Source organism: Cellulomonas sp. JZ18 (assembly GCF_009720485.1).
Lineage (GTDB): Bacteria > Actinomycetota > Actinomycetes > Actinomycetales > Cellulomonadaceae > Cellulomonas.
In genome coordinates this window covers 2,576,839-2,594,011 of sequence record NZ_CP045245.1, presented here as the reverse complement: position 1 = coordinate 2,594,011, position 17,173 = coordinate 2,576,839, and the positions used below count along the sequence as shown (strand labels likewise).

Here is a 17,173-nt window from a genome sequence, read left to right as displayed (position 1 = left end):
GCGTGAGCGCTCAGCCCGGCATCGTGCCCGCCCGGACGTCCGCGCCCACGTCCGGGCGCCCGGCCGGCGCGCCCGCGTCCGGGTCGGCCGCCGCGGACCTCCTCGCGCGGCCCCTGGCCCAGACGTCCCTGCTCGACGCCGTCCGCGACCTGCGGCGCGACGTGGAGGCGACGACGTTCCCGCTCGAGCTGGACGGCATCGAGGAGGCGCGCGCGTCGCGTGCCCGTCTCGTGGACCAGCTCGGCGAGCACCTCGTGCCGCGCCTGACCGAGCTGTCCGCACCGGCCGTCGTGGTGGTGGCCGGCTCGACGGGCGCCGGCAAGTCGACGCTCGTGAACTCGCTGGTGGGACGCGAGGTGACCGCGGCCGGCGTGCTGCGGCCGACGACGCGCGAACCGGTCCTCGTGCACCACCCGCTGGACACCGACCTGCTGTCGCACCACCCGGTGCTGGAGAGCGTCGAGGCCGTCGCCGTGGACACCGTGCCGCGCGGCATCGCGCTGCTCGACGCACCCGACCTGGACTCCGTGCTCGAGTCCAACCGCGCGTCGGCGCACCGCCTGCTCGAGGCCGCCGACCTCTGGCTCTTCGTCACGACGGCGGCCCGCTACGGCGACGCGCTGCCGTGGCGCGTCCTCGAGGCCGCGGTCGAACGCTCCACGTCGATCGCGATGGTCCTCAACCGGGTCCCCGCCGCGAGCCTGCCGACGGTGCGCGGCGACCTCCTCGACCGTCTGCGTGCGCACGGGCTCGGCGGGTCGCCGCTGTTCGTCGTGCCCGACGTCGGTCCGCACGAGGGGCTCCTCGAGGCGCGCGTCGTGGCGCCCGTGCTGCGCTGGCTGACGATGCTGGCGGGTCCGGACCGGGCCCGGACGGTGGTGGGCCGGACCCTGCGCGGGGCGCTCGCGGCGCTGCGGCCCTGGGTGGACGAGCTCGCGGAGGCCGTGCAGGACCAGGCGGACGCCGCGGAGCGGATCGCGGCCGTGCTCGACGACGCCGCGGCCGGTCCGCGCGAGGAGGCCGAGCGCACGATCTGCGCGGGCGCCGTCGCCGACGGTGCGGTGCGCGCCCGGTGGACCGGTCTGACCGCCAAGGGGGAGCCCTTCGCGCGGCTGGTGCGGCGCTCGGGCCGCGTGCGCGGCGGGGCCCGTCTCGCGCGCAGCCGGGCCGCGGCGGTCGAGCCGGTGCTCGCCGACCTGACCGAGTCCGCGGCCGCCGTCCTCACGGCCGTCGGCGAGCGCGCGGGGACGACCCTGCGCGCCGCCCTGTCCGGTCCGGACGCCCCGCCCGGTGCGCCGTCGCTGCTCGCGCTGTGGCCCGCCGGGGACCAGCCCCGTGCCGGTGCCGCCGAGCGGGCCGCGCGGGCCTGGACCGCGGAGGGCGCCCGAGCGGCGCGCGCCGCGCTCGTCGCGCCGGCCGCGGACCCGCAGGCCGCCGCCCGGCGGCGGGACGTCGCACGGGCCGTGGGCGAGGACGGGCTCGCGGCGGTCGCGCTCGCGGCGGCCGCCGGGCTGGAGGAGGCCGCCGACGCCCTGCGCGTCCTGCTCCCCGACGTGGCCGACGCCCTCGCGGAGGAGCTGCGCGCCGACCTCGTGCGCCGCGCCCGCGCGCAGGTCGACGTGGAACGGGCGGGGGCCGACGAGGCGCTCGCCGACCCGGACCTCGCCGCCGACGCGTCCTCGCGACTGCGCCTGCGCCTCGCCGTCCTCAAGGGCTGACATGAGCACGGACGACACGAGCCCGGTCGCCGTCCCGCCGCCGGTCCCGGCGGTGCTGCCGGCGGCGGTGCCCGCCGCCCCGGGAGCACTCGTGCCCGCGGACCCCGAGCCGGAGCTCGGTGACGACGTCGCGGGCGTGGACGGCAGCGAGGTCGGCGAGGTCGGCGCGGTGCGCGGTGCCGACACGGCCGCGCTCGCAGCCCGTGTCGACGCCCTCGAGGGGGCGCTGACGGTCGGCGGGACGCGCTTCGACCCCGTGGTGGTCGACGCCGTGGGGGCGGCGGTCGAGCGCGTGCGCGAGCGGCTCGCGCTCGGTGTCGACCACACCGTGGTGGCGCTCGTCGGCGGCACGGGCTCGGGCAAGTCGAGCCTGTTCAACGCGGTCAGCGGGCTGCGGTTCGCGGACGTGGGCGTGCGACGACCGACGACGTCGCGCGTGACCGCGTGCGTGTGGGGTGCCGACGGCGACCCGCTGCTCGACTGGCTCGGCGTGGACCCGGACCACCGGATCCAGCGCGAGAGCGTGTTGGACGCCGACCACGAGGCCGCGCTGCGCGGCCTGGTGCTGCTCGACCTGCCCGACCACGACTCGATCGCGCCCGAGCACCGCGAGGTCGTCGACCGCGTGCTGCCGCAGGTCGACCTGCTCGTGTGGGTGGTCGACCCGCAGAAGTACGCCGACGACGCGCTGCACTCGGGCTACCTGCGCCGGCTCGCGGGGCGTGACGCGTCGATGCTGCTCGTGATGAACCAGCTCGACGCCGTGCCGCCGGACGTGCGGGAGGACCTGCTCGCCGACGTGCGGCGCCTGCTCACCGAGGACGGGCTGCCCGACGTGCCCGTCCACGGCGTGTCCGCCGTGACGGGCGAGGGCGTGCCCGACCTGCGGGACGCCCTCGCCGAGGTCGTGGCGCGGCGCTCGGTCGCGGCGGTGCACGCGGACCAGGAGGTCGCCGCCGCCGCACGGCGTGCCGCGGACCAGGTCGGCTCGCGCGAGCCGGCGCCGTCGCAGCTCGCGCTCGGCACCGTGGTGGACCGGCTCGCGTCGGCCGCCGGGCTGGCCGCCGTCGCGTCGGCCGTCGCCGCCGTGGTGCGCGGCGGCGCCTCGGGACCGCCACGGCTGGGCGACGTGCACGCCGACGGCGTGGGCCTGGCCCGGTCGGCGTGGCTGACCGCCGTCACGCAGGGCCTGCCCGGGCGGTGGGCGGAGGACCTGCGCGACCGGGTGGCCACGCCCACGGAGCTGCGGCTGGCCGTCCGGGACGCGCTGACGCAGGTGACCCTCACGGCGCGCGCCTCCGTGCCGGCACGGGTGCTCACGGTCCTCGCGCTCGTGCTGGGCGTGCTCGGCGCCGTCGCTGCGGGCCTGGTCGTGGCCGACGCCGCGGGCGCCGCACCGGGCTGGGTGCCGCCGCCGGTGGTGGCGGTCGCGCTGCTCGCGGCGGCCGTCGTCCTCGCGGTCGCCGCGGCCGTGGTGCGCCGGCGGTCGGCAGCCCGGCGCGCCGAGCGGGTGCTCGCGGACGGCAGGTCCGCGCTGGAGTCCGTGGCCCGGGTGCGTCTGCTCGCCCCGACGCAGGACGTGCTCGCCGAGCACCGGCACGCGCGCGAGCTGGTCGAGCAGGCCGCCGCGGACGCACGGGTGGCCTGAGCCGTCCGGGCGCGTGCCGAGCCGTCCCCAGCCCGCCGGACCCGCCCGGTGCTCCACCGCCGCGCGTCCCGCCGTCCCGTCGCAGCGCTGTGCCTCCGCACGATGGCGCCACACGCCCCGCGCTCTGCGGGGCCACGGCAGACAGGACAGCTCATGGGCGCACACACCCAGGACGTGACGGTCGTCGGCTGGGTCGGCTCGGACGTGCGGGCCTACCACCTCGACGGCGGCGGGACCCCCTACGCGCAGTTCCGGCTCGCCTCGACGCGGCGCGTGTACGACCGCGACACGGGCACGTACCGGGACGGTCCGACGGTCTGGTGGACGGTGAAGGTCTGGCGGCAGGTCGCGGACAACGTGGCCCGGTCGCTGCGCAAGGGCGACCCGGTGGTCGTGGTCGGCCGCGTCGGCACGTCGGAGTGGGCGTCGCCCGACGGCGCGCGCACCGAGCTCGTGCTGGAGGCGGTCGCGCTCGGGCACGACCTCGTGTTCGGCTCCACCGGGTTCCGGCGGAGCACGGCCGGCACCCGCGCGGCGGCCGGTGCGCGGCCGGAGGAGGCAGCGGGGACGGCGGCGGGGGACCTCGCGACCGACGGCGACGCGCCCGCCGCGCTGACGGAGGACCCCTGGGCGCAGGCACCGGCTCAGCTGCCGCCGGACCCGGGGCCGCAGGTCGACGACGAGGCGGGCGCGGCGGCGGGTGCCGCGCGCCCGCAGGACCGTCTCGCGCTCGTCGGACGCGGGTGATCGCCTAGGCTGGTGGACCGGCAACCGACGACGCCGCAGGTCGGCGCGCGACCGGGCACGGACGCACGTCCCGCCCCCCGCGCCCCGACCGGCGGCGTCCCCACCGAAGCGACCCGAGGCGGACGAGCAGTCAGTGGCTGAGTTCATCTACTCCATGTACAAGGCGCGCAAGGCGCACGGCGACAAGGTCATCCTCGACGACGTCTCTCTGAACTTCCTCCCCGGCGCGAAGATCGGCGTCGTCGGCCCGAACGGCGCGGGGAAGTCGACGATCCTCAAGATCATGGCGGGGCTGGACCAGCCCTCGAACGGTGAGGCGCGCCTGTCCCCGGGCTACACCGTCGGCATCCTCCAGCAGGAGCCGCCGCTGAACGACGACAAGACGGTCCTCGGCAACGTCGAGGAGGGTGTCGCCGAGATCAAGGGCAAGCTCGACCGCTACAACGAGATCTCGGCCCTCATGGCCGACCCCGACGCGGACTTCGACGCGCTGCTCGCCGAGATGGGCCAGCTGCAGGAGGCGATCGACGCCGCGGACGCGTGGGACCTCGACGCCCAGCTCGAGCAGGCGATGGACGCGCTGCGCTGCCCGCCGCCGGACGCGGACGTGAAGGTCCTCTCCGGTGGTGAGCGCCGTCGCGTCGCGCTGTGCAAGCTCCTGCTCGAGAAGCCGGACCTGCTGCTGCTCGACGAGCCGACGAACCACCTGGACGCGGAGTCCGTCCTGTGGCTCGAGCAGCACCTGCAGCAGTACCCCGGCGCCATCCTCGCGGTCACCCACGACCGGTACTTCCTCGACCACGTCGCGGAGTGGATCTGCGAGGTCGACCGCGGCCGCCTGTACCCGTACGAGGGCAACTACTCGACGTACCTGGAGAAGAAGCAGGAGCGCCTGCAGGTCCAGGGCAAGAAGGACGCGAAGCTCGCCAAGCGCCTCAAGGACGAGCTCGAGTGGGTCCGCCAGAACGCGAAGGGCCGGCAGACGAAGTCGAAGGCCCGCCTGGCCCGCTACGAGGAGATGGCGGCCGAGGCGGAGCGCACGCGCAAGCTGGACTTCGAGGAGATCCAGATCCCGCCGGGCCCGCGCCTGGGCAACGTCGTGCTCGAGGCCAAGGACCTGGTCAAGGGCTTCGACGGGCGCACGCTCATCGACGGGCTCAGCTTCACGCTGCCGCGCAACGGCATCGTCGGCGTCATCGGCCCGAACGGCGTCGGCAAGACGACGCTGTTCAAGACGATCGTCGGGCTCGAGCCCCTCGACGGCGGCGACCTGAAGATCGGCGAGACGGTCTCGATCTCGTACGTCGACCAGAGCCGCGGCGGCATCGACCCGAAGAAGACGCTGTGGGAGGTCGTCTCCGACGGGCTCGACTTCCTCAAGGTCGGCAACGTCGAGATGCCGTCGCGCGCGTACGTCGCGGCGTTCGGCTTCAAGGGCCCGGACCAGCAGAAGCCGGCGGGCGTGCTGTCGGGTGGTGAGCGCAACCGCCTCAACCTGGCGCTCACGCTCAAGCAGGGCGGCAACCTGCTGCTGCTCGACGAGCCGACCAACGACCTCGACGTCGAGACCCTCGGCTCCCTGGAGAACGCGCTGCTGGAGTTCCCCGGCTGCGCCGTGGTCGTCTCGCACGACCGCTGGTTCCTCGACCGCGTGGCGACGCACATCCTCGCCTACGAGGGCACGGAGGAGGACCCCGCCCGCTGGTACTGGTTCGAGGGCAACTTCGCCTCGTACGAGGAGAACAAGGTCCAGCGGCTCGGCCCGGAGGCGGCACGTCCGCACCGCGTCACCCACCGCAAGCTGCGGCGCGACTGACGGGCGGACGACCCGTGAGCGACGACGCGCCCGTCCTCCCCGGCACCCCGGACCCGCAGGGTCCGGCGGGGTGGCGGGCGCGTCGGACGCCGGGGCGGCGCCGGGCGACGCCGGCACGCCCGGCGGTGGCACGGGCACGCGCACCGGCGCCGGCACCGGCGGCCTCGTCGAGGCGCTCGAGGTGCTCGGTCTGCGGCTGCGGCAGGTGGACCTCGCGCTGGAGGGCACCGGGGTCGACGAGGCCCGCGCGGTGCGCCGCCAGGTGCTCGAGCAGCTCGACGACTACCTGCTGCCGCGGCTGCGGGCGGAGGCGGCCCCGGTCCTCGCCGTGCTCGGCGGGTCCACGGGCGCCGGGAAGTCGACGCTCGTGAACTCGCTGCTCGGCCAGGAGGTCTCCTCCGCGAGCGTGCTGCGCCCGACGACGCGGTGGCCGGTGCTCGTGCACCACCCGCTCGACGGCCGGTGGTTCACGACGGACCGGGTGCTGCCCGGCCTCGCTCGTCTGGTCGGCGGGGGAGCGGCGGCGGGCGGCGGCGCCGGCGAGCAGGGACAGGCGGGTCTGCGGCTCGTCGCGAGCGACGCGGTCCCGCAGGGCCTCACGCTGCTGGACGCCCCCGACATCGACTCCGTCGTCGACGAGAACCGCGCACTGGCCCGCCAGCTCCTCGGAGCGGCGGACCTGTGGCTGTTCGTCACCACCGCCGCCCGCTACGCCGACGCGGTCCCGTGGGAGCTGCTGGGCACGGCCGCGCAGCGGCGCGTCGAGCTCGCGCTCGTCCTCGACCGTGTCGACCCCGGCGAGGAGGACGCCGTGCGCGAGCACCTCGCGTCGATGCTCGCCGAGCACGGGCTCGCGGGCACGCCGGTGCTCGTCGTGCCCGAGGCCGAGCCGCAGGACGGCCTCCTGCCCGACTGGGCGGTCGCGCCCGTCGCGGAGTGGCTCACCCGCCTCGCGGCGGACCCGGCGGCCCGGCGCGGTGTCGTCGAGCGCACCCGGGACGGCCTCGTCGCCGACCTCGTGGTCCGCGCGGGGCTGGTCGCGGACGCCGCCGACGCGCAGGAGGCCGCGGACGCCCGCCTGCGCGCCGCCGTGGAGGCGGCGTACGCGGCGGCGCTGGTGGACGTCGAGCGCGCCACGTCGGACGGGCGCATGCTGCGGGGCGAGGTGCTGGCACGCTGGCAGGACGTGGTGGGGACCGGCGAGTTCATGCGCTCCGTCGAGGAGCGCGTGGCACGGTGGCGCGACCGCCTGACGGCCGCCGTGCGCGGCCGCCGCGCGCAGGAGCCCGCCCTGGCGGAGGCGATCGGGCGCAGCCTCGACGCCGTCGTGCTGGACGCGGCGGAGCAGGCCGCCGAGCGCGCGCACGCCGCCTGGCGGGCCGACCCCGCCGGCGCCGCGCTGCTCGACGGGCTCGCGCTGTCGCGCTCCTCGGCCCGGCTGCGCGAGGACATCGCGGCTCAGGTGCGCGCGTGGCAGGACGACGTGCTGCAGCTGGTCGCCGACGAGGGCGGTGACCGCCGCACGCAGGCGCGTGCCCTCTCGTTCGGGGTCAACGGCCTCGGCGCGGCGCTCATGCTCGCGGTGTTCGCGTCGACGGGCGGTCTCACGGGTGCCGAGGTCGGCATCGCGGGCGGCACCGCCGTGCTCGCCCAGCGTCTGCTCGAGGCGGTGTTCGGCGACGACGCGGTCCGCCGGCTCACCCGCACCGCGCACGAGCGGCTCGTCGCCCGCGTGGGCGCCCTGCTCGACGCGGAGGCGGCGCGGTTCACCGCGCAGCTCGACGCGCTCGGCACGGCGGACGCCGGCGGCGGCGCCCTGCGCGCCGCGGCCTCGCGCGTGGCGTCGGCGCCGCTGCCCGGCGCGCAGGGCGGCCGGACCGGCGAGCCCCGGGTCGCCGCGGCGACGTCCGCCGGCGCGCCCGCGGGCCGCCTGCGCGGGGTCGGTGCGCTGCCGCCCCGAGCCGCCGGCGGGCCGGCGGGGTCACCCGACGCGGGGGAGCGCACCGGCGAGCGGGAGCGCGGCGTGCGCGGGTGGTGGCGTCGTCTCGTCGGCGGCGACGAGGACGCGCGGTGAGCGGACCGGGGCTGGCGGAGCGCACGGACGCGCTCGCCCGGTGCCTGCAGCTCGCCGGCGACCGGCTCGACGGCGCGGTCGTCGCCGAGGGGGAGCGCGTGGTGGCGCAGGTCCGCGAGCGCCTCGCGCTCGCCCCCGCGACCACGGTGGCGGCGCTCGCGGGGGCGACCGGCTCGGGGAAGTCGTCGCTGTTCAACGCGCTCGCCGGCGCGGACCTCGCGCGTCCCGGGACCCTGCGCCCGACGACGTCACGCCCGCTGGCGGCCGTGGCGGCGGACGAGGACGTGCACGCGCTGCTGGACTGGCTCGAGGTGGGGGACCGGCGCGCGCTGGACCACGGCACGGGCGCCGCCCGGGGACTGCCGACAGGCCTCGTCCTGCTGGACCTGCCCGACCACGACTCGGTCGTCACCGAGCACCGCGACACCGCCGAGCGCCTGTACGCGCGGGCGGACCTGCTCGTGTGGGTGCTCGACCCGCAGAAGTACGCCGACGCGGTCCTGCACGAGCGCTACCTGCGCCCGCTCGCGCGGCACGCCGACGTCATGGTGCTCGCGCTCAACCAGGCCGACCGTCTGGCCGCGGACGACCGGACGACGTGGCGGGAGGACGTCCGCCGGCTCGCCGCACGGGACGGCCTGGGCGACGTCGAGACGGTCCTGGTGAGCGCGAGGACCGGGGAGGGCGTCGCGGAGCTGCGGGCGCTGCTGGCCCGGGCGGCGCAGCGTCGTCGGGCCGCGGCGGACCGGCTGAGCGCGGACGTGGAGGACGTGGCCGTGCGCGCGGTCGCGGCGCTGGACGGGGGCGCCGAGCGCCGCCGCGACCTGCCGTCGCCCGACGCGCTCGTCACGGCGCTCGAGCAGGCGGCGGGAGTGCCCACGGTCGTCGACGCGGTCCGCCGGTCTGCGGCGCGACGCGTACGGGCCCGCACGGGCTGGCCGCCGTTGCGCGTGCTCGCCCGGCTGCGTCCCGACCCGTTGCGCCGGCTGCACCTGCGCCCCGGCACCCCGGACGCCGACACCGCGGACCGCACGTCCCTGCCGCCGGCGGGCCCGCAGGTGCAGGCGCACGCCGCCAACGCCGTGCGCCGGTGGCGCGACGACGCGACCGCGGGGCTGCCCGACGCGTGGGTCCTCGGGGTCCGCGACGACGTGCGCACGGACGGGCTCGGTGACGCCCTGGACGCGGCGGTCGCCGGCACGACGCTGCTGCCGGCGCGGGCGCCGTGGTGGGCGCGCGCCCTCGACGTGCTGCAGTGGGTCGGCGTGACCGCCGCCGTCGCGGGCCTGCTGTGGCTCGGCGTGCTCGCCGGGCTGGCGTACCTGCGGCTGCCCGAGCCGTCGACCCCGCAGTGGGGGCCCCTGCCGGCGCCGACCGCGCTGGTGCTGGGTGGACTGGTGCTCGGCCTCGTCCTCGCGCTCCTCGGTGCGGTCGGCGCCTGGGCCGAGGGTCGGCGGCAGGCCGCGCGGGCCCGCCGGCGGCTGCGCACCGCCGTGGCCGGCGTCGCCGACGCGCGCGTCGTTGCGCCCGTGGCGGCCGAGGTCGAGCGGTGGACGAGCGCCCACGACGCGGCACGACGCGCCGCCGGTGCCGCCGCGGGTGGGCGCCGCCGCCGGCGCTGAGCGCGTCGCCGCGCGCAGGCCCCGTCCGCCGCCGACGTCGCGTGCGACCTGACCCGATGACGACCCCGGCGCCCCGCCGGGACGACGCGCCGCCACGTGCGGCGGGAGGAGGACGACGGATGGCACGGCTCGAGGTGCCGGTGCAGCTGCGCTGGTCGGACATGGACGCGTACGCGCACGTGAACAACGTGGAGATGCTGCGCCTGCTCGAGGAGGCGCGGATCGAGGCGTTCTGGCGCCACCCGGTGGGCCCGGACGGCACGCGGCCCGACGGCGCGTGGTCGACCGCGGTGCTCGACGCCGGGCCCGGCGCCGGCCTGTCCACGCTCGTCGCCCGCCAGGAGATCGAGTACGTGCGGCCGCTCGGCTACCGGCGTGCACCGGTCGTCGTCGAGATGTGGATCGGGCACCTGGGCGGCGCCAGCCTGGACGTCTGCTACGAGGTGCGCGACGCCCCGGCCGCCGTGGAGGGCTCGCAGGTGTACGCGCGGGCGGTCACGACGCTCGTCCTGGTGGACGCGCGCACCGGGGCGCCGCAGCGCATCGGGCCGGAGCAGCGGGCCGCGTGGGAGCAGTTCGTCGAGGAGCCGGTCCGCCTGCGCCGCCGCCGCTGACGGGAGGCGGCGGAGCGACCGGTCACGGACGGCCGCCGGCGTTCGGCGCGACGTCCGTGCGCGCCCGCTCCGCCGTCTCGGCGGCCCGGGCGATGTTGCGCTGCATGCCCCCGAACACCACGCCGTGGAACGGGTACACCGACCACCAGTAGAGCTGGCCGGCCAGACCGTGCGGGTGGAACAGGGCGCGCTGCGCGAAGACGGTGGGCGGGCGGGTCCACGCCGCGTCGTCCGCGTGTCCTGCGTCGTCCGCGCCGGGAGCAGGCCCGTCCACCGGTTCCACCCGCAGCTCGAGCCACGCCAGGCCGGGCAGCCGCATCTCGGCCCGCAGCCGCAGCAGCCGTCCCGGCTCGACGGCCTCGACGCGCCAGAAGTCGACCGCGTCGTCGACGCGCAGGCGGTGCGGGTCGCGCCGGCCCCGGCGCAGGCCCGGCCCGCCGACGACCCGGTCGAGCAGCCCCCGCACGCGCCAGGCGAGGGACCAGGAGAACCAGCCGCGCTCGCCGCCGACGGCCTCGAGCACGCGCCACAGCGCCGCGGGCGAGGCGTCCACCTCCACGCGCCGCTCGTCGACGTACAGCGAGCCGCCCGCCCAGTCGGGGTCGGAGGGCAGCGGGTCGCTGGGCGCGCCCGGCACCGCGGCCGACGACCAGCGCGTCGCCACGCCCGCCTCCCCGATGCGGGCGAGCGCGAGGCGCACCGCGCGGTCGAACCCCACGAGACCTCCCGGCGGGTCGGGCACGTACGCCGCGACGTCGTGCTCGTCGCAGACGACCTCGTGCACGAGGGACTCGACCAGGGGGCGTGCGAGACCGCCGGGGACGGGTGTCACGAGCGACACCCACAGGCTCGACAGGCGGGGCGTGAGCACGGGGACGCCGACGATGACCCGGCGGGGCAGGTCCGAGATCGCCGCGTACCGCTGCATCATCTCCCGGTAGGTGAGGACGTCGGGGCCGCCGATGTCGAAGGCGCGGGACACGTCGGCGGGCATCGACGCCGCGCCCACGAGGTAGCGCAGCACGTCGCGGACCGCGATCGGCTGGATGCGGTTGTCCACCCACGTCGGCACGGTCATCGCCGGCAGCCGCTCGGTGAGGTACCGCATCATCTCGAACGACGCCGACCCCGACCCGAGGACGACCGCCGCCCGCAGCACCGTCGTGGGCACCCCGGAGGCCAGCAGGATCTCGCCGACCTCGGTCCGCGAGGCCAGGTGCGGGGAGAGCTCCTCACCCTCGGGGTGCAGGCCGCCCAGGTACACGACCCGTCCGACGGCGGCCTCGCGGGCCGCGCGCGCGAACGTGAGCGCTGTGCGCCGGTCCCGCTGCTCGAAGCGGCGCCCCGACCCGAGCGCGTGGACGAGGTAGTAGGCGACGTCGGCGCCGGCGAGCCCCGACCGGATCGCGTCGAGGTCGGACGCGTCGGCCTCGACCACCTCGACCTCGTCGTACCAGGGGCGTCCCCGCAGCCGCTCCGGGTGCCGGGCGAGGGCGCGGACGCGGTAGCCGGCGGCGAGCAGCTCGGGCACCAGGCGCCCGCCGACGTACCCCGTGACGCCCGTGACGGCGGCCACCGGTGCGTCCGGCCGGGGACGGCCGTCGGGTCCCGTGCCGGGCACGAGCCCGGCGAGCGTGCGGGCCACGGGCTCGGGCGCCAGGTCCGGCCCGGTGGGTGCGTCGGGCGTGGACGTCGGCGCGCCGGGCGGCGGTGCGTCCCGGTGCCTCACCCCGGCAGTCTGCGGGCCGGCGCCGGCCGACGCACGCGGAGCGTCCGGCGCCCGGGCGTCAGGACGACGACAGCATCGCCAGCGTGCGCTTCTCGGCCACCGCCTGCGACCGGGTGGGGGTGATCGTCTCGCCGCGCTCCCACAGGTCCACCACGCGCGGGTCGATGTAGGAGGCGCGCGCGACCGCCGGGGTGTTCCCCAGCTCCTCCGCCACCGCCTTCACGACCGACGACACCACGCGCCGCCGCCCGCGCTCGCTCGCCGGCGCGGGTCCGGCCTCGGCGAGGCCGCGCGCGGCCAGGACGGTCGCGTGCCACGTGCGGAAGTCCTTGGGCGAGGCGTCGCCGAGCCGGTCCTTGACGTACGCGGCGACGTCGCTGCTCGTCACGTCGTGCCACCCGCGCTCGTCGTGCCAGGCGAGCAGCTCCGGGCTCGGGTCGCGGCGGCGCAGGAGCGTGCGGCACAGGTCCGCGACGACCTCGTCCTCGACGACGGTGTCGCGCACCTGGCCGGACTTGGCGGGGAACACCAGGTGCACCGCACCCGGGTCGTCGTCCCGCTCCGGCTCGAGCACGTGCACGTGCTCCTTGCGCAGCGTCGCGAGCCCGAACGAGCCGTTGCGCCGCGCGTACCCCTCGCCGCCGACCCGCAGGTACGCCCGGTCGAGCAGCCGGAACGCGAGCGCGAGCGCCTTGTCCCGCGGCATGCCCTCGAGCGCGAGGTCGGCCTTCACGCGGCGGCGCGCCGCGGGCAGGCGCCGGGCGACCTCGAGGACGTGGTCGTGCTTGAGCCGCGCCCGCCGGGCGTGCCACTGCTGGTGGTACAGGTACTGGCGGCGCTGCGCGTCGTCGAAGCCGGCGGCCTGGATGTGCCCGTTCGGCCAGGGGCAGATCCACACGTCCTTCCACGCGGGCGGGATCGCCAGCGTGGAGACGCGCTCGAGGTGCTCGGGGTCGTCGATGCGCCGCCGGTCGACGTCGAGGTACACGAAGCCCTTGCCCGCCCGGCGCCGGGTCCAGCCGGGCTGGTCGATGCGCACACGTCGGAGCCGGACCATGCCGGGAGTGTCGCCCGCGCGCCGGCCGTGCGCTCGTCGAGCGGGCCGTGCGGGCGCACGTCACAGCGGCAGGCGCACCATGCCCTCCTGCGCGACGGTCGCCACGAGGACGCCCTCGCGCGTGAACACGCGTGCCGCGCCCAGGCCCCGGCCGCCCTGCGCGCTCGGCGTGGACTGCACGTACAGCAGCCAGTCGTCGACGCGCACGTCCCGGTGCCACCACATCGCGTGGTCGAGGCTCGCCATCGACAGCCCGGGCGTCACCCAGGAGCGGCCGGCGCGCCGCAGGACCGGCTCGAGCATGACCTGGTCGCACGCGTAGGCGAGCAGCGCCCGGTGCAGGAGCTGGTCGTCCGGCAGCGGTGCGCGCGAGCGCATCCACACCGCCTGGCGCCCCAGGCCCGGGTCGGGGTCGGCGTCCAGGTACAGCGAGCCGCCCACGTGCCGCACGTCGAACGCGGCCTCCTGCGTCCAGAACTTCGCGACGGGGTGGTCGATGCCGCCCAGCTGGTCGAGCGCCGACACCACGTCCTCCGGGTCGGGCACGTCGGCGGGCATCGTCTCGGCGTACTCCACGCCGGGCTGCTCCTCCTGGAACGAGGCGATCATCGACAGGATCGGCTGCCCGTCCTGCAGCGCGTGCGTGCGCCGGGCCGTGAACGACCGGCCGTCGCGCAGCCGCTCCACGGTGAGGGCGATCGGCTTGGTCACGTCACCCGGGCGCAGGAAGTAGCCGTGCAGCGAGTGGGGGAGCCGCTCGGCCGGCGTCGTGCGGCCGGCGGCCAGCAGCGCCTGCGCGAGCACCTGGCCGCCGAACACGCGCCCGCCGGGCTGGGCGAGGCTCGTGGCGTGGAACAGGTCGGGGGTCTCGGCGTCGGCCTCGACGTCGAGGACGCGCAGCACGGCGGCGGTGGGGTCGTCGGGGCGCACGTCGGCGTCGGTCATGGCGGGCTGGTCCTCAGTCCTCGAACGTGTTGAGCATGGAGAAGGCGGCGCGCTCGAGGTAGTCCCACAGCTGCGCGCGGTGCAGCGGCGCGAGGTCGAGGCTGTCGACGGCCGTGCGCATGTGCCGCAGCCAGCGGTCGCGCGCGTCGGGGTTCACCTTGTAGGGGGCGTGCCGCATGCGCAGGCGGGGGTGGCCGCGCTGCTCGGAGTAGGTGGTCGGGCCGCCCCAGTACTGCTCGAGGAACAGCGTCAGGCGCTCCGCGGCCGGCCCCAGGTCCTCCTCGGGGTACATCGGCTTGAGCACCGGGTCCTCGGCGACGCCCCGGTAGAACTCGTCGACGAGCCGGACGAATGTCTCGTGCCCGCCGACGGCCTCGTAGAACGAGTCGGCTCTCACGGCGCCCATCCTCACACGGCCCGCGCCGCGCACCGGGGCTGCGCGGCTGCGTCGGGGCGCACGTCACACGCCCGGCGTGTCAGAGCCCGAGCTCCTCGAGCACGGGCAGCGCGCGCCGCACGACGGACCGCGCGTGGTCGGCGCCGGGGGACTCGACCGCCAGCCGTGCGAGGCGCCGGCACTCGTCCCACGGGGTCGCCGCGAGCACGGCCGCGACGTCGGGCAGCGCGCGGGGCGTCATCGACAGGGACGTGACGCCGAGCCCCGCGAGCACGACCGCGAGCGCCGGGTCGGCCGCGGCCTCGCCGCAGACGCCGACGGGTCGCCCCTGCGCCGCACCGCCCAGGGCGGTCGCCTCCACGAGGCGCAGCACGGCCGGCTGCCAGGCGTCGGACAGGCGGGCCACGGCACCGAGCAGGCGGTCGGCGGCCATCGTGTACTGCGTGAGGTCGTTCGTGCCGATGCTGGCGAACGCGGCGTGCGCGAGCATCGGGGCGGCGAGCAGGGCCGCGCTCGGCACCTCGACCATGATCCCGGCCGTCGTCAGCCCGTGCCGCGCGCACGCCCCGACGAACGCCTCCGTCTCCTCGACGGTGGCCACCATGGGCGCCATGACCCACGTCGTGGTGCCCGGGTGCTCGGCGGCGGCGCGGGCGATCGCCGTGAGCTGGTCCTCGAGCACCTGCGGCTGGGCGTCGGCGACCCGCAGCCCGCGGACGCCGAGCGCCGGGTTCGCCTCCGGCGCCGCGTGCAGGAACGGCAGCGGCTTGTCCGCGCCCGCGTCGAGGGTGCGCACGACGACCTTGCGACCGGTGAACGCCGCGAGGACGCGCCCGTAGGCCGCGACCTGCTCGTCGACGCCCGGCGCCTCGGTGCGGTCGAGGAACGCGAACTCCGTGCGGAACAGCCCGACGCCCTGCGCACCGGAGGCCGCGGCGGCCTCCGCCTCGGCCGGGTCGCCGACGTTCGCGAGCAGCTCGACGCGGTGCCCGTCCGCGGTGCGCCCGTCGCCGTCGAAGGTGCGCACCGCCGCGGCACGCGCCCGCACGCGCGCGACCGCCTCGGGGGCGGGGTCGAGCGTCACCGTGCCCGACGCGCCGTCGACGAGCAGCGACGTCCCCTCGGCCACCGCGGCGGCCCCGGCGGCCGCGACGACCGCCGGGATGCCCCGGGCGCGCGCCAGGATCGCCGTGTGCGAGGTCGGGCCCCCGGCGGCGGTGACGACGGCGAGCACACGCTCCGGGTCGAGCGTGGCCGTGAGCGCGGGGGCGAGGTCGTGGGCCACGAGCACGTACGGGTGCGGACGCACCGGCAGGCCCGGCGCGGGACGTCCGGTCAGGCGTGCGACCAGCCGGTCCCGCACGTCGACGACGTCGCGCACGCGCTCGGCCATGTAGCCGCCGAGCTCGGCCAGCTGTGCCGCGACCGCGTCCGCCGCCTCCCACACCGCGCGCTCGGGCACCAGGTGCTCGGCGCGCACGCGGTCCTGGGCGTCCGCGACGAGGGACGGGTCCGCGGCCATCGCCGCGGTCGCGAACAGCAGGTCGGCGCTCGGGCCCTCGGCGGCCTCGGCGGCGGCGTCGAGCTCGGCGCGCACGGCCTCGGCCGCCTCGGCGACCCGTGCGGCGGCGGCCTCCGTGTCCGCGCCCGGCGGCAGGCGGCGCCCGGCGGGCGGCTCGGCGACCGGCTCGGGCAGGAGCGCCGCCGGTGCGACCGCGCGTCCGGGGCTGACGCCGATGCCGGTGACGACGGACGTGCTGCCCACGCGTACCTCCTCGCTGCTCGCACGGTGCGCCCGGGTGCACGGGCCGCGGAGCCGCCCGGTGCTGGACGCACCGGCCGACGACGTCGTCGGCCGGTGGCAGTCTGGCGCGCCCTGCGCCCGCCGTGCCAGCCTCGACACGCCCGGCGTGGCGGGCACGGCCCGGTGCCAGCACACGCGGCGGCGGCGCACCAGGGACCGAGGACCGGTGTGCGGACCCGGTGGGTGGTGCGGCGGCGGCGGCGGTAGCCTGGTGGGCACGCACCGACCGGTGCCCCGCACCGCGGCGGTGCGCGGGCCGTGCGCGTCGCGACGGATCGTGGGGAGAACCACTTGAGCAAGGCACAGCAGATCCTGGCCGCCCTGGGCGGGGAGACCAACGTGGTCGACCTCGAGCCCTGCATCACGCGGCTGCGGGTCGAGGTGGGCGACGCGGAGCTGGTCGACGAGGCCGCCCTCAAGGCGAGCGGCGCGTTCGGCGTCGTGCGCTCCGGCCGCATCGTGCAGGTCATCGTCGGTCCCGAGGCGGACAACCTCGCGGCCGAGCTCGACACCCTCCGCTGACGTGGTCGTGCGGCTGGTCAGCCCGGTGACGGGTGTCGTCCGGCCGCTGGCCGAGGTGCCCGACCCCGTCTTCGCCGAGCAGATGGTCGGCCCCGGTGTCGCCGTGCATCCCGACGCCGTCGACCGTGCGGACGTGCTCGCGCCCTGCGCGGGCGCGGTCGGGGCGCTGCACCCGCACGCGTTCGCCCTTGAGCTCGGCGGCGAGCGCGGCGTTCTCGTGCACGCCGGCATCGACACCGTCGGCCTCGGCGGTGCGGGGTTCACGGTGCACGTCGAGGCCGGCCGGCGCGTGCGGGCGGGCGAGACCGTGATCACGTGGTCGCCGGCCGCGGTCGCCGACGCCGGCCTCGCCACCGTGTGCCCGGTCGTCGTCCTGCAGGGCGACCCCGCGACGCTCACCCAGCTCGTCGCGGACGGCGAGCGGGTCGAGGCCGGGGAGCCGCTGCTGGAGTGGTCGCCCCGGGACTGACCCGCCCGCCG

The 17,173-nt window shown here is 77.5% G+C and carries 14 protein-coding genes; 9 read left to right on the top strand and 5 right to left on the bottom strand.

The features are described 5' to 3' along the window. Positions 1–2 precede the first annotated feature (2 nt). From GC089_RS11730 to GC089_RS11700, 7 genes are all read left to right on the top strand, one after another. A complete protein-coding gene (locus GC089_RS11730; protein WP_155377822.1) occupies positions 3–1,718 on the top strand; it encodes a GTPase domain-containing protein in 1,716 nt (571 codons plus the stop codon). A gap of 1 nt (position 1,719) precedes the next feature. Then, a complete protein-coding gene (locus GC089_RS11725) occupies positions 1,720–3,366 on the top strand; it encodes a GTPase (RefSeq protein WP_155377821.1) in 1,647 nt (548 codons plus the stop codon). 153 nt (positions 3,367–3,519) lie between these two features. After that, positions 3,520–4,113: a single-stranded DNA-binding protein gene (locus tag GC089_RS11720; protein WP_196250687.1), complete on the top strand. Its 594-nt coding sequence runs from the start codon at positions 3,520–3,522 to the stop codon at positions 4,111–4,113. 133 nt (positions 4,114–4,246) lie between these two features. Continuing rightward, positions 4,247–5,929, top strand: a complete 1,683-nt coding sequence (ettA, locus tag GC089_RS11715; protein ID WP_155377819.1) for an energy-dependent translational throttle protein EttA — start codon at positions 4,247–4,249, stop codon at positions 5,927–5,929. Between the two features lie 70 nt (positions 5,930–5,999). Then, on the top strand, positions 6,000–8,003 hold the full coding sequence (locus tag GC089_RS11710) for a GTPase domain-containing protein (protein ID WP_230684768.1): 2,004 nt from the start codon (positions 6,000–6,002) through the stop codon (positions 8,001–8,003). Continuing rightward, positions 8,000–9,625: a GTPase gene (locus tag GC089_RS11705; protein WP_230684767.1), complete on the top strand. Its 1,626-nt coding sequence runs from the start codon at positions 8,000–8,002 to the stop codon at positions 9,623–9,625. The genes GC089_RS11710 and GC089_RS11705 overlap by 4 nt, the downstream gene beginning before the upstream one ends. Positions 9,626–9,744: 119 nt before the next feature. Then, entirely contained in the window at positions 9,745–10,239 is a 495-nt protein-coding gene (locus GC089_RS11700; RefSeq protein ID WP_155377818.1) for a thioesterase family protein, read from the top strand. Between the two features lie 22 nt (positions 10,240–10,261). Here GC089_RS11700 and GC089_RS11695 read toward each other — a convergent pair whose 3' ends face one another. The 5 genes from GC089_RS11695 to ptsP form a co-directional block, all read right to left on the bottom strand. Beyond that, the gene (locus GC089_RS11695; RefSeq protein WP_230685235.1) at positions 10,262–11,860 is read right to left on the bottom strand and encodes an SDR family oxidoreductase; all 1,599 of its coding nucleotides are present in this window, start codon (positions 11,858–11,860) and stop codon (positions 10,262–10,264) included. A 166-nt stretch (positions 11,861–12,026) separates the two neighbouring features. Continuing rightward, positions 12,027–13,025, bottom strand: a complete 999-nt coding sequence (locus GC089_RS11690; protein ID WP_155377816.1) for a DNA topoisomerase IB — start codon at positions 13,023–13,025, stop codon at positions 12,027–12,029. A gap of 60 nt (positions 13,026–13,085) precedes the next feature. Continuing rightward, on the bottom strand, positions 13,086–13,970 hold the full coding sequence (locus GC089_RS11685) for an acyl-CoA thioesterase II (RefSeq protein ID WP_155377815.1): 885 nt from the start codon (positions 13,968–13,970) through the stop codon (positions 13,086–13,088). A 13-nt stretch (positions 13,971–13,983) separates the two neighbouring features. Continuing rightward, a complete protein-coding gene (locus tag GC089_RS11680; protein ID WP_155377814.1) occupies positions 13,984–14,367 on the bottom strand; it encodes a globin in 384 nt (127 codons plus the stop codon). Between the two features lie 79 nt (positions 14,368–14,446). Beyond that, entirely contained in the window at positions 14,447–16,132 is a 1,686-nt protein-coding gene (gene ptsP / locus GC089_RS11675) for a phosphoenolpyruvate--protein phosphotransferase (RefSeq protein WP_155377813.1), read from the bottom strand. A 330-nt stretch (positions 16,133–16,462) separates the two neighbouring features. On the opposite strand from ptsP, the gene GC089_RS11670 reads away from it, so the two are divergent. After that, positions 16,463–16,693 carry a glucose PTS transporter subunit EIIB gene (locus tag GC089_RS11670; RefSeq protein ID WP_136520512.1) on the top strand — a complete coding sequence of 77 codons (231 nt, stop codon included), beginning with the start codon at positions 16,463–16,465 and terminating at the stop codon, positions 16,691–16,693. 1 nt (position 16,694) lies between these two features. Next, complete coding sequence (locus GC089_RS11665) at positions 16,695–17,162, top strand: PTS glucose transporter subunit IIA (protein WP_155377812.1); 468 nt, start codon at positions 16,695–16,697, stop codon at positions 17,160–17,162. The last annotated feature ends 11 nt before the right edge of the window (positions 17,163–17,173 follow it).